10 protein-coding genes and 1 pseudogene are annotated in these 24316 nt (G+C 71.7%); 9 read left to right on the top strand and 2 right to left on the bottom strand.

Features of this window, described 5'->3' with window-relative positions; translation table 11 throughout:
- Window positions 1–362: 362 nt before the first annotated feature.
- Window positions 363–2006: an MFS transporter gene (locus tag OHQ87_RS05990; protein ID WP_328345682.1), complete on the top strand. Its 1644-nt coding sequence runs from the start codon at window positions 363–365 to the stop codon at window positions 2004–2006.
- Window positions 2007–2081: 75 nt separating this feature from the next.
- On the opposite strand, the gene ectB is transcribed toward OHQ87_RS05990, so the two are convergent.
- Entirely contained in the window at window positions 2082–3332 is a 1251-nt protein-coding gene (gene ectB / locus OHQ87_RS05995) for a diaminobutyrate--2-oxoglutarate transaminase (RefSeq protein WP_328345684.1), read from the bottom strand.
- Window positions 3333–3383: 51 nt separating this feature from the next.
- Entirely contained in the window at window positions 3384–3581 is a 198-nt protein-coding gene (locus OHQ87_RS06000; RefSeq protein WP_328345686.1) for an MbtH family protein, read from the bottom strand.
- Window positions 3582–3757: 176 nt separating this feature from the next.
- On the opposite strand from OHQ87_RS06000, the gene OHQ87_RS06005 reads away from it, so the two are divergent.
- From OHQ87_RS06005 to OHQ87_RS06040, 8 genes and pseudogenes are all read left to right on the top strand, one after another.
- Complete coding sequence (locus OHQ87_RS06005) at window positions 3758–4705, top strand: ornithine carbamoyltransferase (protein ID WP_328345688.1); 948 nt, start codon at window positions 3758–3760, stop codon at window positions 4703–4705.
- On the top strand, window positions 4702–6174 hold the full coding sequence (locus OHQ87_RS06010; RefSeq protein WP_328345690.1) for an amino acid adenylation domain-containing protein: 1473 nt from the start codon (window positions 4702–4704) through the stop codon (window positions 6172–6174). Before OHQ87_RS06005 ends, OHQ87_RS06010 begins: the two co-directional genes overlap by 4 nt.
- A pseudogene (locus tag OHQ87_RS06015) lies at window positions 6171–7106 on the top strand (threonine ammonia-lyase); the annotation flags it as partial. The gene OHQ87_RS06010 and the pseudogene OHQ87_RS06015, both read left to right, overlap by 4 nt.
- A gap of 115 nt (window positions 7107–7221) precedes the next feature.
- The gene (sbnA, locus tag OHQ87_RS06020; protein ID WP_328345692.1) at window positions 7222–8232 is read left to right on the top strand and encodes a 2,3-diaminopropionate biosynthesis protein SbnA; all 1011 of its coding nucleotides are present in this window, start codon (window positions 7222–7224) and stop codon (window positions 8230–8232) included.
- Window positions 8226–9236 carry a 2,3-diaminopropionate biosynthesis protein SbnB gene (gene sbnB / locus OHQ87_RS06025; protein ID WP_328345693.1) on the top strand — a complete coding sequence of 337 codons (1011 nt, stop codon included), beginning with the start codon at window positions 8226–8228 and terminating at the stop codon, window positions 9234–9236. The genes sbnA and sbnB overlap by 7 nt, the downstream gene beginning before the upstream one ends.
- Window positions 9237–9244: 8 nt before the next feature.
- Window positions 9245–15676, top strand: coding sequence for a non-ribosomal peptide synthetase (locus tag OHQ87_RS06030; RefSeq protein WP_328348761.1), 6432 nt, complete (start codon window positions 9245–9247; stop codon window positions 15674–15676).
- Entirely contained in the window at window positions 15673–22824 is a 7152-nt protein-coding gene (locus OHQ87_RS06035; protein WP_328345695.1) for a non-ribosomal peptide synthetase, read from the top strand. Before OHQ87_RS06030 ends, OHQ87_RS06035 begins: the two co-directional genes overlap by 4 nt.
- 5 nt (window positions 22825–22829) lie before the next feature.
- On the top strand, window positions 22830–24161 hold the full coding sequence (locus OHQ87_RS06040; protein WP_328345698.1) for an MFS transporter: 1332 nt from the start codon (window positions 22830–22832) through the stop codon (window positions 24159–24161).
- Window positions 24162–24316: the final 155 nt, after the last annotated feature.

A 24316-nucleotide genomic window follows, 5' to 3' on the forward strand; every position in this document is an offset into this window, starting at 1 on the left:
GAACAGGGCGACCAGCGTGCGGCCTTGGGTGTGGCGTGGACGCCATCCGGACCGCGCGGTGGCGCTGGTCACAGCCAAAATGCTCTCGGGTGGCGGCGGGGCTGCGCGCCCATTGTCCGCCCGAAGCGACCACCCCCACCGTCATCTGCGAAGTCAGCACGGCCACGGGGTCGCAAGGAGCCGGTGTGGTAGCTGGCCGAAGGCATGAAATCCGCCCGGTCGCAACCCTCGGGGAATCATGGGATCCTCCGACTCGCAAAGCTGCCAGAGCCACAAAAATATTAATTCCGCAAGCCTGGCAAAGCGCGCCACCCGTTCGGGCGCCACAGTTCCTGAAAAGAGAAGCCAAGCTTGACAGTGACGTGGACCTTGCTTATAGTCCTGCCGTTCAGGCCCTTGCCGACCAATATCCGAAGGTATTCATGACCGCGCCTCACACGTTGCCGAAGGCCAGGCAGCAGTTGATCCTTGCCGTTCTCATGGTGTGTTCACTGCTGATTTGGCTGGACAATACCGTCCTGAGCACCACGCTGGAGACCCTTGCCGATCCGGTCCGCGGACTGGGGGCCGACCCCGGTCAGTTGCAATGGGCGACCGGTGCATACACGCTGGCCTTCGCCACGTTGATGTTCACCGCCGGGGCATTGGGCGACCGGTTCGGTCACCGGACCGTGTTCTCCAGTGGGCTGGTGATCTTCGCCGGGTCGTCGCTGTGGGCGGCGTACGCGAGCGACGCCGGCCAACTGATCGCCGCCCGATCGGCGATGGGGGTGGGCAGCGCGCTGATCACGCCCGCCAACCTGGCCATCCTCATGTGGACCTTCAGTGGCCCGGCGCGGGCCGCCGCGATCGGCATCTTCTCGACGTCGGCCGGCGTCGGAATGGCTGCCGGTCCGGTGCTGGCGGGGTTCCTGCTCGATCATTTCTGGTGGGGCTCGGTCTTCCTGATCAACGTCCCGGTCGCCGTCGCGGCGTTGGTCGGGCTCGCCGTGCTGGTCCCGAATTTCCGCAGCCCCACTCTGCGGCCACTGGATCCCGCGGGAATGCTGCTGTCGATCAGCGGCCTCGTGGCGTTGTCCTACGGGCTGATCCGGGCGGGGCAGGTCGACGACTGGAGTCGTACCGGCGTCTGGGCGCCGGTCGTCGTCGGTCTGGCCCTGCTCGCCGTCTTCGTGCTCGTCGAGCTGCACGTCAAGGTGCCCAGCTTCGATCCGCGGCTGCTCATGCAGCCCACCTTCGGTGGCGGCAACGTGGCGCTGGCACTGCTGCTCTTCGCGGTGGCCGCCATCACCTTCTACAACGCGTTCTACCTGCAGGGTGCGCTCGGATTCTCGCCGATGGAGGCCGGCTTGGCCAATGTCCCGACCGCACTCGGCGCGCTCGCGGGGGCGCCTCTCGGCTCGCGCCTGAGCCGCCACCTGCCGCTACGGGTCGTCACCGTGCCGGCGATGACCGTAGCCGCGTTGACCATGGCCGGGTACGGGTTCCTCGGACTACAGACCTCACTCGTCTCGATCGAGGTCCTGTTGCTGATCCAGGGTCTGTCGATCGGCATGGTGATCGGCCCGGTCACGGCCGCGTTGCTCAGCAACCTGTCGTTGGCGCAGGCCGGGGCCGGATCTGCCGTCACCAACACCGTCCGACAGACCGGAAGTGTGATCGGCATCGCCGTCGGCGGCACGATCATGTCGATCGTCTACCGACGTGCGATCGAACCCTCGCTGGGGGGAGTGCCGGCCCCGGTGCAGGATCAGGCGCGAGTCTCCGCCGAACAGGCTCGCCACGTCGCCACCGTCATCCACCGGCCCGCTCTGGCGCAGGCCGCCGATGACGCGTTCATCCATGCCATGCACGTCGGTGCGGCCTGGATCGCGCTCGTCACCCTCCTCGGGGCGGTGCTGCTGCTGCTCAGCCTGCCTGCCGGTGGCAGGAAGAACGACCCGATGCCGGAGCCGGACCACGAGGAGGACCGCGGCCCGGAGGCCACGGTTGCCCAGGTGCGGTGAGGGGGACGGTGCCCGGTCGTGGGTGGACAGGTCGCGGGGGCGGTCGGCCGGTTCCCGGCGTGGTGCCGACGTCGTTCAGCCGCCGACCGCTGCCGCCACCGCTTCCCCCAGGATGCCGAGGCCCTCGGACAACTCCTCGTCCGTCGACGTCAGGGGCGGCATGAGCTTCACCACCTCGTCGACCGAGCCGGACGTCTCCACCAGCAGCCCACGGGAGAACGCCTCCCGGGCGACCCGACCGGCCGTGCTCGGCTCCCGGAAGGCCAGACCCCACACCAGGCCCCGACCCCGTGACGCCGCCATCTGCGCCGGATACCGACCGGCGAGTTCCGCCAGCTGCTCCTCGAACAGGATGTCCCGTTCCGCTGTCTGCTTCTCCAGTTTGCTGTCGGTCCAGAACTCCCTCAGTGCGGCGGTCGCCGTGACGAAGGCGGGGTTGTTGCCGCGGAATGTTCCGTTGTGTTCGCCGGGTTGCCACACGTCGAGTTCGGTGCGGAAGAGAGTGAGGGACATCGGCAGGCCGTATCCGCTTATGGACTTGGAGAGGCAGACGATGTCGGGGGTGATCCCGGCGTGTTCGAAGCTGAAGAACGGGCCGGTGCGGCCGCAGCCCATCTGGATGTCGTCGACGATCAGCAGTATGTCGCGGCGGCGGCACATTTCGGCGAGGTCGGCGAGCCAGGTCGCGCGGGCCGGGTTGACGCCGCCTTCACCCTGCACGGTTTCCACGATGACAGCGGCCGGGAGGTCCATTCCGCTGCTGCTGTCGGCGAGCATGGTGTCGAGCAGGGTGAGCCCGGACACCCGGCCTTCGGCGAAGCCGTCGTACGGGATGCGCCAGGTGTGTCCGAGCGGGACCCCGGCGCCGGCGCGTGCGGTGGCGTTTCCGGTGACGGCCAGTGAGCCGAGCGACATGCCGTGGAAGGCGCGGGTGAAGGCGACGACGGTGTGGCGTCCGGTCACCTTGCGGGCGAGTTTGAGCGCGGCCTCGACGCTGTTGGCCCCGGTGGGCCCGGGGAACTGCACGCGGTAGTCCAGGCGGCGCGGGCCGAGTACCCGCGAGGCGAACTCGGTGAGGAAGTCCTGCTTCGCGGCGGTCAACATGTCGAGACTGTGGGTGACCCCGTCCCGCGCGAGGTAGTCCAGCAGGGCCCGCTTGAGTACCGGGTGGTTGTGGCCGTAGTTGAGGGCGCCGGCACCGGCGAAGAAGTCGAGGTAGCCGCGGCCGTCGCGGGCGAAGAGCCGGCTGCCCCGCCCGTGGTCGAACACGACGGGCCAGCTCCGGCAGTAACTACGGACCTCGGACTCGATTGTCGGGGCGATCATGATGTCTCCTCGGAGTTGGACCTGCCCGTCCACCACGGCCTCTTCAGTCCCTCAGGCCTGGGCCATCTGCTCACGCAGGCTGCGCGGCCGCATGTCCGACCACACCTCTGCGATGTGGTCCAGGCACTCCTGCTTCGACCCGGACGTCCCTTCGGCGGTCCAGCCGGGCGGCAGCTCCCGGTCGGCCCACCAGATCGAGTACTGCTCCTCGTCGTTGCGTACGACGCGGTAGACACCGTCGTCAGTCATGGCCCCTCCTGCTGGTCGGGTGATCCGAGTAGGTGGGCCCGATCCTGCCGGGCCCACCCGCACCGTCCATAGAGACGAACGCGCAGAGGCGTCGTGCGGTCGCGTCCCTGTTCGGTGGTTCCCTGCGTCGCGCAGGCTCTGGTCACGGCGGATCGCCAACTGGAAGGGGGCTCGACATGGCCGAGCGACGCCACCTGATCTCTATTGACGACCTCTCCGACGACCAGCTGCGCTGGATCGTCCAGCGTGGCGCCGAGTACTCGCGTGGTGCCGTGGGAGCGGACCGACCGCTGTCCGGGCGGGTCGTCGGCGTGCTGTTCCGCAGGACGTCCACCCGTACCCGGACCGCGTTCTCCGCCGGTGCGCTGCGGCTGGGCGCCGGACTGGTCACCTACGGCCCCGACGACCTCCAGTTGAACACCGGCGAGTCCGTCGAGGACACCGGGACGGTGCTGTCCGGCATGCTCGACGTCCTGGTGGCCCGTACCGCCGGGCCGGAGGCCGAGCTGCGGGCGTACGCCGCCCAGAAGCAGATGTCTGTGGTCAACGCGATGAGCGCTGTCGAACACCCGACGCAGGCCCTCGCCGATCTCACCACGATCGTCAGGCACTTCGGTCGGGTGGAGGGCGTACGGGTGCTGTACGTGGGGGAGGGGAACAACACCGCCTCCGCGCTGACGCTCGCGCTGTCCCGGTACCCCGGCACCGAGCTGCACCTGCGTACCCCACCGGGGTACGGCGTCGGGCAGCGGTACCTCGACCAGGCGGCGGCCTCCGCCCGGCACAGCGGTGCGCGGGTCGAACAACGGCACGACCTGTCCGCACTGCCACCTGTCGACGTCGTCTACACCACCCGTTGGCAGACCACGGGATCGACGAAGCCGACGCCCGACTGGCGTACGGCATTCGCCCCGTTCCAGGTCGACGAGGCGTTGCTGGCCGCCGTCCCGGACGCGGTGTTCATGCACGACCTGCCGGCACACCGGGGCGAGGAGGTGACCGCGGCGGTGCTCGACGGACCCGCGAGCATCGCCTTCACCCAGGCCGAGAACAAATACCACAGCGCCCGGGCGGTCCTGGAGTGGTGCGCCGCCGACCTGCCGAGCGGCGGAGCGGGGCTGTGACCACCTTTCTCGACGACATCTCCACCCACGCCGCGACCCGGCCCGACGCGCCGGCGATAGTCACCCCGGAGACCGTCGTCTGCTACGCGGACCTCGTCGCCCGGACCGACCGGCTCGCCCGCGCGCTGGTGGCCCGCGGCGTCGGTCCGGAGCAGGTCTGCGCGGTCCTGGTCGACCGGGGCCCGGAGGCCGTGATCGCGATGGCGGCCGTACTCCGGGCCGGCGGCGCCTTCCTCACCCTCAACGCCGAGCTACCCGACAACCGACTGGCGGCCATGGTCCGCACGGCCCAGGCCCGGATCCTGGTCACCACACCGTCCCGGGCCGGTCAGCCCGTCCTCCCCGTCGACGGCCCGACAGTGCTCGTCGACGCGCCCGACGTGCCGGCGACCCTGCCACTGCTGTCGCCCCGTTCGCTCGCCTACGTGAGTCACACCTCCGGCTCGTCCGGACCGCCGAACGCGGTACTGCTGGAGCACCGCGGCGTCACCAACTACCTGCGGTTCGTCGTCGCCGACTACGGACTCGGCCCGGACACCGTGGTGCTGCAGCTCGCGCCGTTCGGGTACGACGCCTCGATCCGCGACACGTTCGCCCCGCTCGTCGCCGGCGGGCAGGTGGTCCTGGTACCCCGCGCCACCCTGCTGCGGACAGGTGAGTTCGTCGCGGCCGTCCGGGAGTGGGGGGTGAACACGATCCTCTCGGCCACCCCGACGTTCCTGACGTCGCTGCGGCGCAGCGGTCTGCCCGATCTGCGGCTGACCGTGTCCAGCGGTGAGTCGCTGCGCCCGTTCCTCATCGCCGGCGGCCGGGACACCGTGCGGGGGCGGATGATCAACCAGTACGGTCCGACCGAGACCACGATGACCTCGACCCGCTTCGACGTGCCACCGGTCCCCGACACCACTGTCGACCTGATCGGGACACCTATCGACGGCGTCAGCGTGCGCCTGCTCGACGACGGTCTGCGCACCGTGCCCGACGGTGGCGTCGGCGAGGTGTGCATCGGTGGCTGCGGTGTCGCGCGCGGGTACGGCGGACGGCCGGCGTTGACCGCGGCCCGGTTCGTGCCGGACCCCCATGGGGCGCCCGGAACCCGCATGTACCGCACCGGTGACCTGGCACGCCGGTCACCCGACGGCGACCTCGTGTACCTCGGACGCACCGACCGGCAGCTCAAGGTCCGTGGCTACCGGATCGACCCGGCCGAGATCGAGGGCGCGCTGCTGGCACACCCTGCCGTCGCCGGCGCGGAGGTCTCCGCGGAGACCGACGTCGACGGCCGGGTCTTCCTCGTCGCGCACGTCGCCGGCGCGTCGGCGGAGGTGACGGACTCGGCTCTGCGCGCACATCTCGCGCTGACGTTGCCACCCCACATGATCCCGCGCCGGTTCGCCCGGATCGTCCGCGTGCCCACCACCGCCAGTGGCAAGACCGACCGTCGGGCGATCACCGCGGACCGACCGTGAGGACGACGGGCATCGGGCCCACCCTCGCGGACGTCCGGACGGCTGCCGCACGGATCACGGGCCTGGTGGATCGCACTCCGGTGCTGGCCCTGAACTCGCGGGTGCTGCTCAAGGCCGAGCACCGCCAGCGCGGCGGATCGTTCAAGGTCCGGGGCGCGGCGAACGCCATGCTCGCGCGGTACGCGGGCGAGGTGGTGGCCGGTTCGTCAGGTAACCACGGCATCGCCGTCGCCATGCTCGGTGCCGCCCTGGGCATCAGGGTGACCATCGTGATGGCCGCCGGCGCCAGCGACGGCAAGGCACAGGCGATCAGTGCGCTCGGCGCCGGTGTGGTGCAGGTGGCAGGCGGGGTGGTCGAGCGGGACCGCCGGGCCGAGGACATCGCCGCGGCGACGGGTGCGGTCCTCGTGCCGTCCTCCGACCACGAGCTGGTGGTGGCCGGGGCCGGCACCGTCGGGCTCGAGGTGTTCGAGCAGGTGCCGGGCCTGTCGACGATCTTCGTACCGACCGGCGGCGGTGGCCTGCTGGCCGGCGTCTGCCTGGCCGCGTCGGCGCTGTCCCGGCCGGTGCGGGTCGTCGGGGTGGAGCCGATGTCCGCCCGCCGGTACGCCGTCTCGGTCGCCCGGGGTGCGCCGACGGAGGTGCCACCGTCCCTGACGATCGCCGACGGCCTGCGGGGGCAACGACCCGGCACGGTTCCCTGGCCGATCATCAGGCACCGGGTCGACGATCTGATCGGCGTGACCGACGACGCGATCACCCACGCCCTGGGGATCCTTCGCCGCGCCGGTGTCAGCGCGGAGCCGAGCGGTGCGGTGGCGCTGGCCGGCGCACTGCGCGGATCCCCCGGCCGCGCGGTGGCGATCGTGTCCGGTGGAAACGGCAGCGCGGGCAACGGCAGTACCAGGACGACAGAAGAACCTCCGGCAGAACTGCTGCCGGCGTCAACCGGTGAGTCTGCACGTTCTTCCCTGCACTGTCTCGGTGGTGCGGAGGAGTCTCATGGCAGGCGCATCGCGGAGCGGATGCAATTCGAGGAGCGGCTCTATGACCGAACAGACACCCCCGGGGTCAGGAGTGCTGGCGACAATCGGCGCGACACCGATCGTCGAGCTGGTGAAGCTCGACCCACGTAGTCCGTTCCGGATGTTCGCCAAATTGGAATCGCACAACCCCGGCGGCAGCATCAAGGACCGCTCGGCGCTGGAGATGCTGCGAGAGCGCATCCGCGACGGGCGACTCGTACCCGGACGGTCGGTGGTGGTCGAATCGAGCTCCGGCAATCTCGGAATCGGGCTCGCGCAGGTCTGCGGGTATTACGGTATCCGCTTCATCTGCGTGGTCGACCCGCGTACCAACCGGCACAACATCGACGTCATGCGTGCCCTCGGCGCGCAGGTCGAGGTGGTCACCGACGTCGACCCGGCCACCGGTGAATACCTGCCCGTCCGCATCCGGCGGGTCCGGGAACTCGTCGCGACGATCGACGACGCGTACTGCCCGGACCAGTACTCGAACCCGCTCAACCCGCGGGCACACCACACGACCGTACGGGAGATCGTGGCGGCCCTGCCCGAGGTCGACTACCTGTTCTGCGCCACGAGTTCCTGCGGCACCCTGCGGGGGTGCGCCGAGTACATCAGGACGCACCAGTTGCCGGTGACCCTCGTGGCGGTGGACGCGTCGGGCAGTGCGATCTTCGGTCCGGCGGTCGGGTGGCGGATGCTTCCCGGCCACGGCGCATCGGTGCGTCCGAAGCTGTACGGCAGCGACCTGGCCGACGTCGTGGTCCGGGTCGACGACGTGGACGCGATCGCGGCCTGCCGTCGACTGGCCGCTCGCGAGGCGATCCTCGTCGGTGGCTCGTCGGGCGCCGTCGTGGCCGGTCTGGAGCAGATGCGCGACCAGATCAGGCCCGGGGCCACCTGCGCGATGGTCTTCCCCGACGGCGGCGAACGGTACCTGGACACCATCTACGACGACGACTGGGTCATGACGTACTTCGGTGACGTGGCGCATCTGTGGAACAAGCCCGACGTGCAGGTGGCGCCATGTTGATCCTCGGGGCGGGTGAGGTCCGCGCCGTCCTCGACGGGGCCGAGCACGAGGTGGTGTCCGCGGTGGACGCGGCGTACCGGTCGCACGCTCAGGGCCGCACGCGGGTACCGCAGTCGGTCTTCCTCCGCTTCCCGGACGGGGAGCGCGAACGGATCATCGCGCTACCGGCCTTCCTGGGTGGTGCGACGCCGACCTGCGGGGTGAAGTGGGTGTCGTCCTTCCCCGGCAACCTGGGCCGGGGGATGCACCGGGCATCGGCCGTGATGATCCTGAACTCGGTGCACACCGGGGTGCCGGAGGCGGTCCTCGAAGCGTCGGCGATCTCGGCCGGACGGACGGCCGCGAGCGCCGCCCTGGCGGCGGCGACCCTCTCCTCGTCCCGCCCGGAAACCGCGGTGACCCTCGTCGGCTGCGGCCCGATCGGCTTCGAGGTGCTGAGGTATCTGCGGGCCGTACTACCGGCGCTGGACACCGTGACGTTGTACGACCTGAGCGCCGAACGGGCGCGGTCGTTCGCCGCCGAGGCGCTCTCGGTCTGGCCGACGTTGACTGTCGACGTGGCGCCGAGCGCGGCCGACGCCCTGGCCCGCCACCGACTCGTCTGCCTGGCGACGACGGCGAGCGCCCCGCACCTGGGCACCGAGCACTGCCGACCGGGGACGCTGGTGCTGCACCTGTCGTTGCGCGACCTCACCACCGACTCCATCCGTTCCAGCGTGAACATCGTCGACGACGCGGACCACGTCTGTCGGGCCGCGACGTCGTTGGACCTCGCCCAGCAGGAAGCCGGCCACCGCGACTTCATCTCGTCCTCGCTGGGCGAGATCCTGCTGACCGGTAAGCGGTACGTCAGGAGCGACGACGCCGTGACGGTGTTCTCCCCGTTCGGCCTCGGCTGCCTGGACCTGGCGGTGGCCGACCTGGTCCGGGCTGCGGCATCGGCCCGCGGCCTGGGCACCACCCTGGCGAACTTCCTACCGACGGAGCAGCAGGTGCGCGCATGACCGACATCCTGGAAACCGGCAACCAGTTCCGACTGTCGTTCGAGCAGGAGCAGCTGTGGTTCCTCGACCAGGTCCGGTCCGGCGCGCAGGAGTACCTGCTGCACTGGGGATTCCGGCTGCGCGGGCCGCTGGACCGGGAGGCGCTGACGGCGGCCTTCTCCGAGATCGTCGGCCGGCACGAGATCCTGCGTACCCGCTATGCGACGGTCGACGGACAGCCGGTGCAGATCATCGAGGAACCGGCACCGGCCGACCTCACGGTGGTGGACCTCAGCGGATATCCGGCGGAGGAACAGGATCGGCGGGTACGGGAGGTCGGCGAGGTCGCGGTGACCACAGCCATCGACCTGCGCACCGCCGCGCCCTGGCGGTTGACAGTTGTCCAGCTTTCCCCGCGTGAGGCGATCCTGCTGATCGTGGTGCACCACATCGCCTTCGACGGCCCGTCGCTGGGCGTCCTCGCCAGGGAGCTGGGTGTGCTCTACGCGGCCCACGCCCGGGGCGAGGAGCCACCGCCGGAGCCGTTGCCGCCGTTGGAGCTCCAGTACGCCGACTTCGCCGACTGGCAGCGGAGCCGGTGGAGCGCCGACGACGCGGCGCTCCTGCGGCAACTGGACTACTGGCGTGCGCGACTGGCCGGACTGACCCCACTGGAGCTGCCGACGGACCGGCAGCGCCCCGCCGTCTGGGAGCCGGCCGGCGACGTGGTGGCGTTCGTGGTGCCGGCGTCGTCGGCGGCCCGGATCCTCGCCGTGGGACGCGCCGCCCGGGCGACCCCGTTCATGGTGTTCCTGGCCGTCTACCAGCTCCTGATCAGCCGTTACGCCGACCAGCTCGATTTCGGTGTCGGGGTGTCGACAAGTGGGCGGAACCGGGTCGAGCTGGAGCCGTTGATCGGTTCGCTCGCCCAGACTGTGGTGCTGCGGACCGAGCTGGCAGGCGATCCCACCTTCGTCGAGCTGCTCGGCCGCGTCCGTGAGACGGCCCTGGACGCCTTCGCCCACAAGGACGTGCCCCTGCAACGGCTCGCCGCCGAACTGGCGCCGGACCGGAGCCTGTCCCGTAACCCCCTCTTCCAGGTCGGGTTCGCGGTCCTCAACGGCCAGGGGGAGCCGCTGCGGCTGCCCGGCATCGAGGTCGACTGGGTGCCGACCCCGGTGCTCAGCGCCACCTTCGACATGTCGCTGCAGCTGGTCGAGGAGCCGGACGGATCGTGGGTCGGCCGGATGACCTATCCCACCGCGCTCTTCGACCGGGGCCGGATCCAGCGGATGGCCGACAACTACCTGGCGCTCCTGGAGAACCTCGCGGCGGCGCCGGAGGCACCGCTGCGGGACGTGCCGACCGTGACGGCCGCGGAACAGCGGCGGCTGCTCGGCGGGAACCCCGGGCCGCACGAGGCGACCGACGCGTTGCTGCCGCACCTGTTCCGGGCACGGGCCGAGGCCACGCCGGACGCGGTGGCAGTGGTCTGTGGTGACGTCGAGCTGACCTACGCCGAGCTGATGTGCCGGGCGGACGGCCTGGCCGGCTTCCTGCACACCCGTGGTGTCGGCGTGGAGACGGCCGTCGGCGTCGCCATGCACCGCGGCACCGATGTCGTGGTCGCGCTGCTCGGGACGCTCGTGGCCGGTGCGGTCTACGTCCCGCTCGCCCCCGACCTGCCGGCCGACCGCCTGGAGTTCATGATCGACAACGCCGGCGTCGACCTGGTGCTCACCGAGACGGCGCTGCGACGACGAATCCCACGGCGGGTGCCGGTGATGGTGCTCGACGAGCAGTGGGACGACATCGCCCGCGCCGCACCACCGCCCCCGGTGGCGCTCGACGCCGCGAACGCCGCCTACGTCATGTACACGTCCGGCTCCACGGGCCAGCCCAAGGGCGTCGTGATCACCCACGGCGGGATCCGCAACCGGGTGCTGTGGGCGGTGCGCCAGCACCAGCTGACCGCTGCCGACCGCGTCCTGCAGAAGACGACGATCGGGTTCGACGCCTCGATGTGGGAGTTCCTGGCGCCGCTGGTGTCCGGCGGTGCCGTGGTGATGGCGCCGCCGGACGCGCACCGCGACACCGCCGTGCTGGTCGGTGCGCTCGCAGCGCACCGGATCACCGTGGTGCAGCTCGTCCCGTCCGTGCTGCGGACAGTGGTGGACGAGCCGGAACTGGCCGCGTGCGGCGCACTGCGGCTGGTGTGCTCCGCCGGTGAGCCGCTGCCGACCGACCTGTGCGAGCGACTTCTCGGGGTGCTGGAGGTGGAGCTGTACAACACCTACGGCCCGACCGAGTGTTCGATCGACGCGACCGCGTGGCGCTACGAGCGCGGGGCGACGGACGGCACGGTCCCGATCGGCGTCGCGCTGCCCGGCGTCGACCTGTACGTGGTGGACTCCGCCGACCGGCTCACCCCCGTCGGCGTACCCGGCGAGCTGTGCGTCGGCGGCGTCGGCCTCGCCCGTGGCTATGCCGGGCGCGGCGACCTCGCCGCCGAGCGGTTCACCCCGAACCCGTTCGCCAGCCGGCCGGGTCAGCGGTGGTACCGCACCGGGGATCTCGTCAGGTGGCGTGCCGACGGCACGCTGGAGTTCGTCGGCCGGCTCGACGCGCAGGTCAAGGTGCGGGGGGTACGCGTCGAACCCGGTGAGGTGGAGGCCGTGCTCCGGGCGCATCCGTCGGTCGCGGCGGCCGTGGTCACCTCCTACCGGTCCACCGCCGGTGACCTGGAGCTCGCCGGCTACGTGGTGCCGGCCGCCGGGGCGACGGCGGAGCCCGACGAGCTGTCCGGATTCCTCGCCACCCGACTGCCCGCCGCGATGGTTCCCGCCGCCATCGTCACGCTGGCCGAGCTTCCGTCGCTGCCCAACGGAAAGGTCGACCGGTCCGCGCTGCCTGCCCCCGACAGCCGGCCGCGCGACGACGACCCCGGTCACGTCGCGCCGCGAACGCCCACCGAGCGGGCCGTCGCCACGGTCATGGGCGAGCTGACCGGGGTCGAGCGGGTCGGTGTGGCGGACGACTTCTTCGCGTTGGGTGGGCACTCGCTGCTGGCGATCCGGCTCGCGCACCGGCTGCGCCGCAGGTTCGGGCTGGAACTGACGGTGGCCACCCTGTTCGACGGCCGGACCGTGGAGCGGGTCGCCGCGGCGATCGACGCGGGCACGACCCCCGACAGCGGGCCGCAGATCGTGCCGGTGCCGCGTACCGGCGCACTGCCGACCTCGTTCGGTCAGCAGCGGCTGTGGTTCCTGGACCAGCTCGAACCGGGCAGTGCGGAATACCTGATCCCGATGGTGTACCAGCTCACCGGGGCGCTGGACACCGCGATCCTGCACCGCGCGGTGGAGCAGGTCAGCGCCCGGCACGAGGTGCTGCGCACCCGCTACGTCGCCGACAACGGTGTCCCGCTGCAGCTCGTGGATCCGCCCGGCCCGGTGGCCTTCGACGTGGTGGACCTGACCGGCACCGCGGATGCCGCGCCGCGGGCCAGGGCGATCATCGGGGCGGCGAGCGCCAGGCCGTTCGACCTCACCGCCGAGCGCCCGCTGCGGGTCACCGTCGTGCACACGGCGGTCGACGAACACCTGGTCGCGGTCACCCTGCACCACATCGCCTTCGACAACTGGTCGCTGGGCATCTTCCTGCGTGAGCTGAACGAGGCGTACGCGGCGGGCCTCGCCGGCACCCCGTGGTCGCCGCAGCCGCTCCCGGTGCAGTACGCCGACGTCGCCGCCTGGCAGCGCGACCGGCAGGCCGACGGCACCATCGGCAGCCAGATCGAGTACTGGCGGGCCCAGCTCGCCGGGCTCGTGCCTGTGGAACTGACCCCCGACCGGCCCCGCCAACCCGGGCGTGACCTCAGCGGTGACCTGCTGATCGTCGACGTTCCGCAGGCCACCGCGGCGGCGGCACGGGAGCTGGGCAACCGCACCGGTGCCACCCTGTTCATGGTGCTGCTCGCCGCGTTCGACGTGGTGCTGGGCCGCCACACCGGCCGCACCGACATCGCGATCGGCACCCCGGTCGCCGGCCGGACCCGGCCGGAGAGCGAGGACCTGGTCGGCTTCTTCGTCAACAACCTCGTGGTCCGGGTCGACCTGGGCGGCGAGCCGACCTCCCTCGACCTGATCGACCGGGTCCGCCGGACCACCCTGAAGGCGTTCGCCCACCAGGAGGTGCCGTTCGAACACCTCGTCGACGCCCTGCAACCGGACCGCGACCTGTCCCGCAACCCGCTGTTCCAGATCATGTTCGAGGTACAGCACACCACCGGTACCTCGGCGGCCACCCTCGCCGGGTGCACCGCGGTCGGCCTGGACAGTGGCGTGGCGGTGGCGAAGTTCGACCTGACCCTGTCCGTGATGGAGCAGCCGGACGGCCGGTTGGAATGCTGGTTCGAGTACGCCACGGCGCTGTTCGACCGCGCGACGGTCGAACGCCTCGCCCGCCAGTACCTACGCCTGCTGAGCGGCATGACCGCCGACCCGCACGCCCGGATCGGCGACCTCGATCTCCTGTCGGCCGACGAACGCCACACCATCGCGCACCGGTGGCCGGACCCCGACGCGCACCGGTTGGACCTGCTCGACCCGCCCGACGAACGGCACCTCTCGGTACCGGAGCTGTTCGCACGGTGGGTGGCCCGGACCCCGGACGCGACAGCTGTGGTGTTCGGTGCCGAGCGGCTCGGGTTCGCCGAGCTCGACGCGCGGGTCCACGCGCTCGCGCACCGCCTGCGGGCGATGGGCGTCGGACCGGAGGTCGTCGTCGGCTCATGCCTCGAGCGCGGGTTCGCGCCGGTCGTGGTGCTGCTGGCGGTGCTCAGGGCCGGCGGGGTGTACGCGCCGTTCGACCCGGAGCATCCGCCGGAGCGCCTGCGCTACATGCTCGCCGACGCCGGGGCGCACCTGGTGGTGACCACGGGCGGGTTCGCCGACCGGTTCGCCGGGCACGAGCGCCCGGTGCTTGTCGTCGACGACGACGAGGACCGGGCGGTTGCCCGGTCGTCGGCCGACCCGGCGCCGGTGACGGTTCCGGACAACCTCGCGTACATCATCTACACCTCCGGGTCGACCGGCCGCCCGAAGGGTGTGATGATCTCGCACCGGTCGTACGCGCACCACTGCCGGGTGATCGCCGACTACTACGGCATCCACCCCGGGGAGCGGGTCGTCCTGCTCTCGGCGCTCACCTTCGACGTCGCCATGGACCAGATCGGCGCCACCCTGACCGCCGGCGCCACACTCGTGGTGAGCGACCCGGTCTTCTGGACGCCGAGCGAGTTGCCGCCCAAGCTGGAGCAGTACGGCGTGACGATCATGGAGATCACCCCGGCGTACTACCGGGAGATGCTGGAGTCCGGTGTGGACCGGCTCGCCGGGTTGAAGCTCATGAACGTCGGCTCGGACGTGGTGACCGTCGCCGACGCCCAACGCTGGGCGGCGACCGGCCTGCCCGGCCGGTTCCTCTGCAACTACGGTCCCACCGAGGCGAGCGTCACCTGCATGCTCAACCCGGTCTCGGGCGACCTCGCCGACGAGCGCGGCACGGCCACCCTGCACATCGGCCGCGCGGTCGCCGGTACCCGGGTGTACGTGCTCGACGCGGGGCTGCGTCCGCTTCCGGTCGGGGTTCCCGGCGAGCTGTGCATCGGCGGCGTACGGCTGGCGCGCGGCTACCACCGGCGGCCTGAGCTGACGGCGGAACGGTTCGTGCCCGACCCGTTCGGGACCGAACCGGGAGCGCGCCTCTACCGCAGCGGTGACCTGGTCCGGCACCGGCCCGACGGCACCGTCGAGTTCCTCGGCCGGCTCGACACCCAGGTGAAGATCCGTGGTTTCCGGATCGAACTCGCCGAGATCGAAGCCGCGTTGGCCACGCACCCCGCGGTGTCCGCGGCCGTCGTCGTCGCGAAGGACGTCGGGCCCGGCGACAAGCGGCTCGTCGCCTACCTCGAGTGGCCCCACGACACCGGGCCCGACCTCGACGAGCTGCGGGCCTACCTGCGGGAGTCGCTGCCCTCGTACATGATCCCGTCGGCCTGGGTCACCGTCGCGGCCCTGCCGCTGTCACCGAGCAAGAAGGTCGACCGGGCGGCGTTGCCCGATCCGACACCACTCCAGCTCGACGGCGCCCGCGGGTACGTGGCACCGCGCAACCCGGCGGAGGAGACCATCGCCGCGATCTGGTCCGACATCCTCGGTGTCGACCGGATCGGCGTCGACGACGACTTCTTCGGACTCGGCGGGCACTCGCTGCTGGCCACCCGGGTCCTGGCCCGGCTGCGGGCGGCCCTCGCCGTCGAGGTCCCGCTGCGCAGCCTGTTCGACGCGACCACCGTGGCGGAGTTGGCCGTGGTGGTGACCGACCTGATCGCGGCGGAACTCGACGAGCTGACCGACGCCCAGCTCAGTGAACTGCTTTCCCGGGATGGTGCCCTGTGACTGAGACAATCGATCGAGCCGGTCTGCGCGCGGAGTTGCTTCGGCGCAGGCTCGCAGGTGCCGCGACCGCCGCGCCCGACGAAGGGATCGCCCGGGTGCCGCGCGGGACGCCGCCCGCGTCGTCGTTCGCGCAGCGCCGGCTGTGGATTCTCGACCAGGTCCGGCCGGGCGGCACGGAATACCTGGTCAGCGCGGGCCTTCGACTGTTCGGGCCGTTGGAGCCCGAGGCGCTGCGGGCGGCGCTGGACGGGATCGTGGCCAGGCACGAGGTGCTGCGCACCCGCTATGTGGTGGTCGACGGTGAGCCGTGCCAGCTGATCGACGCTCCGCAGCCGGCCCCGCTGCACGAGGTGGACCTGCGTGGTCTCGACACCGCCGCGCAGGACGAGCGGATCGCCGGCTGGCTGACCCACGACCGGGCACCCGTCGACCTCGCGACCGGGCCGGTGCTGACCGGAACCCTCGCGCGGCTGGCCGACGAGGAGCACGCGCTTGTCGTGACCCTGCACCACATCGCCTTCGACGGCTGGTCCGAGCAGGTGCTGTGGCGTGAGCTGGACCAGTTGTACCGGGCCGCGCTGACCGGCGGGCCGTCCCCGCTGGCACCACTGCCTGTGCAGTACGCCGACTTCGCCGGCTGGCAGCGCGGCGTGCTGTCCGGCGCCACGCTGGACCGTCAGCTCGCCTACTGGCGGCAGGCGCTGGCCGGTGCCACCCCGGTGGAGCTGCCACTCGACCGGCCGCGCCCGCAGGTCCGGGACAGCGCCTGCGACGTGGTCCCGTTCGCGGTGCCCGCGTCGGACGCCCGTGCCCTGCACGAGCTCGCCCGCCGGGCCGGCGCGACGCCGTTCATGGTGCTGCTGGCCGGGTACGCGATCCTGCTCGGCCGGTTCGGCCGGAGCGACGACGTCACGGTCGGCACCCCGGTGGCCTGTCGCGACCGGGCCGAGGTGCAGGACCTGATCGGGCTGTTCCTCAACACGCTGGTCCTGCGCGTCGACCTGTCCGGCGACCCGTCCTTCCCCGAGGTCCTGCGGCGGGTGAAGGAGATGGCGCTCGGCGCGTACGCCCACCAGGAACTCCCGTTCGAACGGCTGGTGGACGAGCTGGCCCCGGTACGCGACGCGTCCCGGACCCCGCTGTTCTCGACCATGTTCCTGTGGGCCGGCGGGGAGTCCGGGGCCCGCCACGTCGGCGGGCTGCGCGCCGAGGAGCTGCCGGTCGGTGAGAGCGACGCCAAGTTCGACCTGACGCTTGTGGTCGTCGACCAGCCCGACGGCACCCTCACCGGGTTCCTGAACTACGCCACCGCGCTGTTCGACCGGGACACCGTCGAGCGGTTCGCGGCCCACTTCACCGCCCTCGTCGGCAACGTCGCGCGCCGGCCGGACGCCCCGATCAGCCGGTTGGCCGAGTCCCCACCGGCGGAGCGGCGGCTGGTGCTGGGCAGGTGGAACGAGACCGACGTGGCGTACGGGACCGGCACCCTGCCGGAGCTGTTCGCGCGGCAGGCGGGCCGTACCCCGGACGCCGTCGCCGTCCGCTTCGAGGGCGAGGACGTCACCTACGCCGAGCTGGACCGGCGGGCCGACCGGCTGGCGCGGTACCTGGTCGACGCGGGCGTCGGGCCGGAGTCGATCGTCGGAGTGTGCCGTCGCCGCGGCGTCGGGCTGGTGGTGGCCCTGCTGGCGATCCAGAAGGCCGGCGGCGCCTACCTGCCGCTGGACCCGGACCACCCGGCCGAGCGCCGTGACTACATGTGCGCCGACGCCGGTGCCACGATCGTGCTCACCGACGACGAACCGGTCGTCTCCGACACCGGGCCGGTGCCGGCGGGGGCGGTCCCGGCGGGGCCGGACCACCCCGCGTACGTGATCTACACGTCCGGCTCGACCGGCCAGCCCAAGGGGGTCGTGGTCACGCACCGCGCGATAGTCAACCGGCTGCGGTGGATGCAGGACGCGTACCGGCTGGACGCCACCGACCGGGTGTTGCAGAAGACCCCGTACAGCTTCGACGTCTCGGTGTGGGAGTTCTTCTGGCCGCTGACCACCGGGGCCACCCTGGTGGTCGCCCGGCCCGACGGCCACCGCGACCCGCACTACCTGGCCGGACTGGTCGCCACCGAACAGATCACCACCCTGCACTTCGTACCGTCCATGCTCCGGGTGTTCCTGGCCGAGTCGTCCGGGCCGTTGCCGTCGGTGCGCCGGCTGATCTGCAGCGGCGAGGCGCTCCCCGCCGACCTGGCCGCCGCCGCCCACGAGCGGATCGGTGGCCGGCTGGACAACCTCTACGGGCCGACCGAGGCGGCCGTCGACGTCACCGCGGCCCGGTGCGAGCCCGGCACGCCGGTCACGATCGGCAGGCCGATCGCCAACACGCGCACCTACATCGTCGACGGGAACCTGCGACCGGTCCCGATCGGCGTACCGGGTGAGCTGCTGCTGGGCGGTGTGCAGCTGGCCCGCGGCTACCTCCACCGCCCGGCGCTCACGGCGCAGCGGTTCGTTCCCGACCCGTTCGACGAGGCCGGCGGTGGGCGGCTGTACCGCACCGGTGACCTCGCGAGGTACCTGCCGGACGGCCGCATCGACTACCTCGGCCGGCTCGACGACCAGGTGAAGATCCGCGGGCACCGCGTGGAACTCGGCGAGATCGAGGCGGTGGCGGCCGAGCATCCGGGCGTGTCCGCGGTCGCCGTCACGGTGCACGACGGCCAGCTCGTCGGCTACCTCGTCGCCCGGGGGACGGGCGTCGAGGTGGGCGAGGTGGCGTCGTTCCTGCGCCGTCGGCTGCCCGAGGCGATGATCCCGAGCCACTGGCAGCTGCTCCCCGCGCTGCCCCTGACCACCAGCGGGAAGACGGACCGCCGTGCGCTGCCCGCCCCGACGTCCGGTCGCGGCGGAGCGGCCGGAGAGTACGTCGCCCCCCGTACCGCCGCCGAAGGCGTCGTCGCCGACGCACTCGGTGCGGCGGTGGGCGTCGCCCGGGTCGGTGTGCACGACCGGTTCTTCGACATCGGCGGCGACTCCATCCGCGCGATCCGCGCGATCGGGGCCCTGCGCCGCGCGGGGCTGGACCTGTCGGTGCAGGACATCTTCACCCACCAGACCGCGGCGCAGCTGGCGACGCTCGCCGACCGGCCGGCGACCGGTGCGGACGACCCGCTGGTCGGCCCGTTCGAGCAGATCGGCCCGGCCGACCGCGAACGGCTCCCCGACGGCCTCGTCGACGCCTACCCGATGGGCCAGGTGCAGGCCGGCATGGTGTACGAGATGCTCGTCGACGACTCGCACCCGGCGTACCAGAACGTCACGAGCTTCGACATCGTCGACGACGGCCCGTTCTCCCTGGCCGCGTTGCGCGACGCCGGGCAGTGGCTGGTCGACCGGCACGAGATCCTGCGTACCACCTTCGACATGTCCGGCTACTCCGAGCCCATGCAACTCGTCCACGCCAGCGCGCGGGTCGAGATCGGCTTCGACGACCTGCGCGGGCTCCCGGAGGCCGAACAGCAGGACGTCCTGGCGCGGTACCGGCACACGATGCACTCGACGAGGCTGCCCGTCGACCACGCACCGCAGCTGCGCTGGCACGTGCACCGCACCGGGGAGCGGACGTGGGTGCTGACCCACACGGAGTGTCACGCCATCCTGGACGGCTGGAGCCACCACTCCCTCATCGGTGAGCTGCGGGACACCTACCGGGCGATCCGGGACTCCGACACCGACGCGCTGAAGCCCCCGCCCCCGGGGCGCTACGCCGACTTCGTCAGGTGGGAACGGCGGTCGCTGTCCTCCGGGGCGGACCAGGGGTTCTGGCGGGACCGCGTCGGTGACCACGACCGGGTCGCCCTGCCGGCGGACACCGCCCCGGCCGGCCACGGCGCGGTGCCGGAGCTGCGGATGTCCTGGCGGCATCTCGAACCGCAGCTACGGCAGCTGGCCGCCCGGACGCAGACCTCACTCAAGGCCGTGCTGCACACCGCGCACCTCGCGATGCTCGGCGTCATCACCGGCCAGCGGCGGTTCTTCAGCGGTCTGGTGGTCAACGGCCGACCCGAGTTGCTACGCGGCGACGAGGTCATGGGGATGTACCTCAACACCGTGCCGTTCGCGGTGGACCTGCGTACGCCCCGGTGGCGCGACCTCGTGCGCGCCGTGTTCGCCGAGGAGCTCGCCGTCTGGCCGCACCGGCGCTACCCGATCCCCGCGATGCAACAGAGCTGGGGCGGCGGCACGCCACTGGTCAGCGCCATCTTCTCCTATCTCGACTTCCACGTGCTCGACGCGCAGCAGGACGTGTTCGGCGCGGTCGTCGACGACAGCCCCAACGAGTTCACCCTGGTCACCTTGACCTTCCCGGGTGAGCTGCGACTGGAGTGCCGGGCCGGCTGGGCGACGCAGGAGCGGCTGACCGCCCTGGGGGAGACCTTCCTCGCGATGCTCGCCGCGATGGTCGCCGACGACGGCGCCGGTCCGGTGGACCTCGGCGGGACCCCGGCACACCGGTTCACCGTGCCGCAGCGGGACTGGCCCGCGCTGCCCGAGGTCTGCGTCACCGACCTGTTCACCACCCAGGCACACGCCCGGCCGGACGCCGTCGCGCTCGAGTGCGGCGAGTCGCGCCTGACCTACGGCGAGCTCGACGCCCGGGCCAACCAGCTGGCGTGGGCGCTTCGTGAGCAGGGCGCCGGCCCGGAGACGCCGGTCGCGGTGTGCATGGACCGCGGGATCGACGCGGTGGTCGCGCTGCTCGGCATCCTCAAGGCCGGTGCCTGCTACCTGCCGCTCGACCCGAAGTACCCGGACGACCGCATCGGGTACCTCCTCGACGACTCCGGCACCCGGATCCTGCTGAGCGGGCCGGGCCATGCCCACCGTTTCGCGACCCGCGCCGGGCTGACCACGCTGAGCCTGGACCCCGGCTGGTGGTCGCACAGCAGCCTGCCGACCAGCGCGCCACCGGTGGCCCTGTCCCCGGAGAACCTCGCCTACATCACGTACACGTCCGGGTCCACCGGGCGTCCGAAGGGCGTGCTGGTCCCGCACCGGGGCGTCGTACGGCTGGTGCACGGTCAGGACTACGTGCGGCTGGACGCCGACCAGGTCCTGCTGCAGGCCGGCACGCTCGCCTTCGACGCGTCGACGTTCGAGGTCTGGGGCGCGCTGTGCAACGGGGCACGACTGGTCGTCGCCCCGGAGACGCCCACCGCAGCCGAGCTCGAGGAGATCCTGCGCCGGCACGGGGTGACCGTGCTGTGCCTGCCCACTGGCCTCTTCGCCACCATCCTGGACGTCCGGCCGCAGGCGCTGGCCGGGGTACGCGAGGTGGTGGTCGGTGGGGAGGTGCTGTCTCCGCTGCACGTGCGTACGGCGATGGCGCACGGTGTGGTGGTCAGCAACGGGTACGGCCCGACCGAGAGCACCACGTTCGCCACCGTCCACCCACGGATTCCGCTGCCCGCGGTCACCGATGCCATCCCGATCGGGAAGCCGATCAACCACACCTACGTGCAGGTCGTCGACGAGAACCTCGATCCGGTTCCGTTCGGTGTGCCGGGTGAGCTGCTGCTGGGCGGGCCGGGCGTCGCCCGGGGATACCAGGGCCGGCCGGACCTGACCGCCGAACGCTTCGTACCGGACCCGTCCGGGGACTCGCCGGGGAACCGGCTCTACCGCACCGGGGACATCGTCCGCCAGGACCCGGACGGCACGCTCCGCTTCGTCGGGCGGCGCGATCACCAGGTGAAGATCCGCGGACACCGCGTCGAGTTGGGCGAGGTGGAGGTCGCGCTCGCCGAGCTGCCCCCGGTGCGGGCCGCCGCGGCGGCGGCGTACCAGGGTGTCGACGGGATCAAGCAGCTCGTCGGCTACGTCGTCCTCGACGAGGACGGCCCGACCGACCCCGCCCGGCTCGGCGACCTGATGCGGAGCCGGGTGCCCGGCTTCCTGGTCCCGACGGCCTGGGTACGCCTGGACGGGCTTCCGTTGAACAACAACGGCAAGCTCGACCGGGCCGCGCTGCCCCGGCCGGTGGCGGGCACGTCGGCACGGGAGTACAGCGCACCGCGTACGCCGACGGAACTGGCGGTGGCGGAGGTCTGGACCGATCTGTTCCACCTGCCCCGGGTCGGCCGGGACGACGACTTCTTCGACCTCGGTGGGCACTCGCTGCTGACGTTGCGGGCGATCGCGATGCTGCGGGACCGGCACGGCATCGAGACGACCGTGCGGTCCTTCGTCGAGCACCGCACGCTCGCGGCGCTCGCCGAGTCGATCGATCGCCACCGGTCGCCGGCCACGGCGTTGCTCTGGCTGCGCCGTACCGGTGACAAGCCCCCGCTGGTGTGCGTGCATCCCGGCGGCGGCAGCGCGCACTGGTACCGGCGGCTGGCCGAACACCTCGACCCGGACCTGCCGGTGGTCGCGTTCGAATGGCCGGGCCGTGACCCGTCGACCGGCGCGGTCCCGTCCACCGAGGAGATGGCGGCCCGCTACGTCGCGGAGCTGCGGGCGGACGTCCCGCACGGGCCGTACCGGATCTTCAGCTGGTGTGGCGGCGGCGGGGTGAGCAGCGAGATGGCCACCCGGCTGGCGGACGACGGCGAGGAGGTCACCTTCATCCTGCTCGACCCGGGGCAGGACGCCTGGCAGAAGGAGCACCTCTGGGACGAGTACGCCCTGATCAGGAAGTGCGTGACGAACCTGGAGCGGCTCGACGCGGCACCGCCGGACGAGGACACCTCGGTGCTCCGGCAGGAGACCCTGGCGCTGCTCGAACACATCGTGGACGACATCGTCGGCAACGACGGCATCACCCTGCCCGAGCGCGGCGCGGGGACGATGTGGCTGCCCGCCGCGCGGATGTGGGAGGAGGTCATGGAGATGGTGCTGTCCTACCGTGACCGCCCGTACGCCGGTCACCTGGACCTGATCGTCAGCGACGAACTGGCGCTGGGCGCGCACGAGGTCGTCAGCTCCGGGCAGAGCTTCGACGACTACCTGCAGCGGTGGCGGGAACGGACCGGCGAGGTGGCGGTCCACCGGATGAAGGGTGAGCATTTCTCGGTCATGAAGGAGTACGTGGCGGACCTCGCCCACATCGTGACGACGCTGATCGACACGCCGGCCGGGCGACGGTGAACGGGGTGCACACCGCGCCACCGCCCGGACCTGCTCCGGCCGGCCGGGCACTCGTGGCGGTGTACGCCGCCGGCAGCGGCTCCGCCTTCGGCAGCCAGATGACGATGCTCGCGTTGCCGTGGCTGGTCCTGGAGAGCACCGACTCGGCGCCCCGGGCGGGTCTGGTCTTCGCCGTGTCGGTGCTGCCCATGGCGCTGCTCGGATTCGCCGGCGGTGAGGTGATCCAACGGTTTGGCGCCCGCCGGACCATGGTGGTCGCCGACTTCGCCCAGGCCGTGGCCATCGCGGCGATCCCCGTGCTGGCCGCGCTGGACCGGCTCAGCTTCCCCCTGCTGCTGGCGGTGGTCGCGGTGATCGGCGTGCTCGGGGTGCCCTACTTCGCCGCCCAACGCGACCTGGCCACCGAGCTCGCCGGTCCGGACCCGAAGGCACTGATGCGGGCGAACAGCGTGCTGGAAGGGTGCTTCAACGTCGCCGCGCTCGCCGGTCCGGCCGTGGCCGGTGTGCTGATCGCGACCCTCGGTGCGGAGCAGGTGCTGTGGTTCGACGCCGCGACCTACGCGTTGTCAGGTCTGCTGCTGTGGTGGTTCGTCCCCCGCACGTCCCGGACGGCACCGCCGCCACCCCGGTCGGAGCAGCAGACCGCGACCCACACGGGGGTCCTGGCCGGCGTACGCGCGGTGCTCGGAGACGACTTCCTCCGCCGGGTGATGGTCTCGACCGTCAGCTTCGGTTTCCTCATGCGGGTCCTGATGCTCGCGCTGCCGCTGCTGGCGTTCGACCGCTTCGGCGGCGATGCCAAGGTCGGCGGGCTGCTGCTGTCGGGCTTCGGTGCCGGTGCCATCGCCGGGGCGGCGGTCAGCTATCTGGTCGGCAGCCGGTTGTCCCCGACGCTGGTCTTCGGTCTGGCCGCCTTCCAGCTCGTCCTTCCCTGGTGGGTGCTGCTGTTCGACGTGCCGGTGCCGGTCCTGGTCGCCGCGCTCGCGGTGTCCGGTGCGGCGCTTCCGTTGTCCAACGCCCCGTTCTTCAGCATCCTGGCCACCCGGTTCCCGGCCGACATCCGGGCGAAGGTGATCCAGGCGGTCATGACCATCAGCAACATCGCCGGCCCGCTGGGCTTCGTCGCCGGCGGAGTGGCGATCGGCCGCTTCGGGGTGACGACTACCCTGCTCGTCCTCGCCGCCCTGTCCACCCTCGCGGCGGTCAACCTCGTGGTGGCGCTGCGGCGGTTCGGTCCCGTGACGCTGACCGGCGCGCAGCCCGCGACGACAGGGCAGCCCGCGACGACAGGGCAGCCCGCGACGACAGGGCAGCCCGCGACGACAGCGGGACGGTAAGCCCGCCCGGCCCCGGTGCCTCAGCCGGGAAAGGTGCGATCCGTGGGCCGTCCGCGCTGGACGGCCCACGGATCGCACCCGTCCGGTCCCTGCGGTGCGACGTGCCGAGCACCCGGTGAAGAACGTCAGCCACGCCAGGACGGGCACGGTCGCAG

Origin of the sequence: Micromonospora sp. NBC_00421, from assembly GCF_036017915.1 — a bacterium.
GTDB lineage: Bacteria > Actinomycetota > Actinomycetes > Mycobacteriales > Micromonosporaceae > Micromonospora.

What these genes read in the sequence shown, in the direction of transcription:
- ectB (WP_328345684.1), bottom strand. Translation starts at nt 3,332, where the DNA reads ATGATCGCCCCGACAATCGAGTCCGAGGTCCGTAGTTACTGCCGGAGC.
- OHQ87_RS06000 (WP_328345686.1), bottom strand. Translation starts at nt 3,581, where the DNA reads ATGACTGACGACGGTGTCTACCGCGTCGTACGCAACGACGAGGAGCAG.
- OHQ87_RS06005 (WP_328345688.1), top strand. Translation starts at nt 3,758, where the DNA reads ATGGCCGAGCGACGCCACCTGATCTCTATTGACGACCTCTCCGACGAC.
- sbnA (WP_328345692.1), top strand. Translation starts at nt 7,222, where the DNA reads ATGACCGAACAGACACCCCCGGGGTCAGGAGTGCTGGCGACAATCGGC.
- sbnB (WP_328345693.1), top strand. Translation starts at nt 8,226, where the DNA reads ATGTTGATCCTCGGGGCGGGTGAGGTCCGCGCCGTCCTCGACGGGGCC.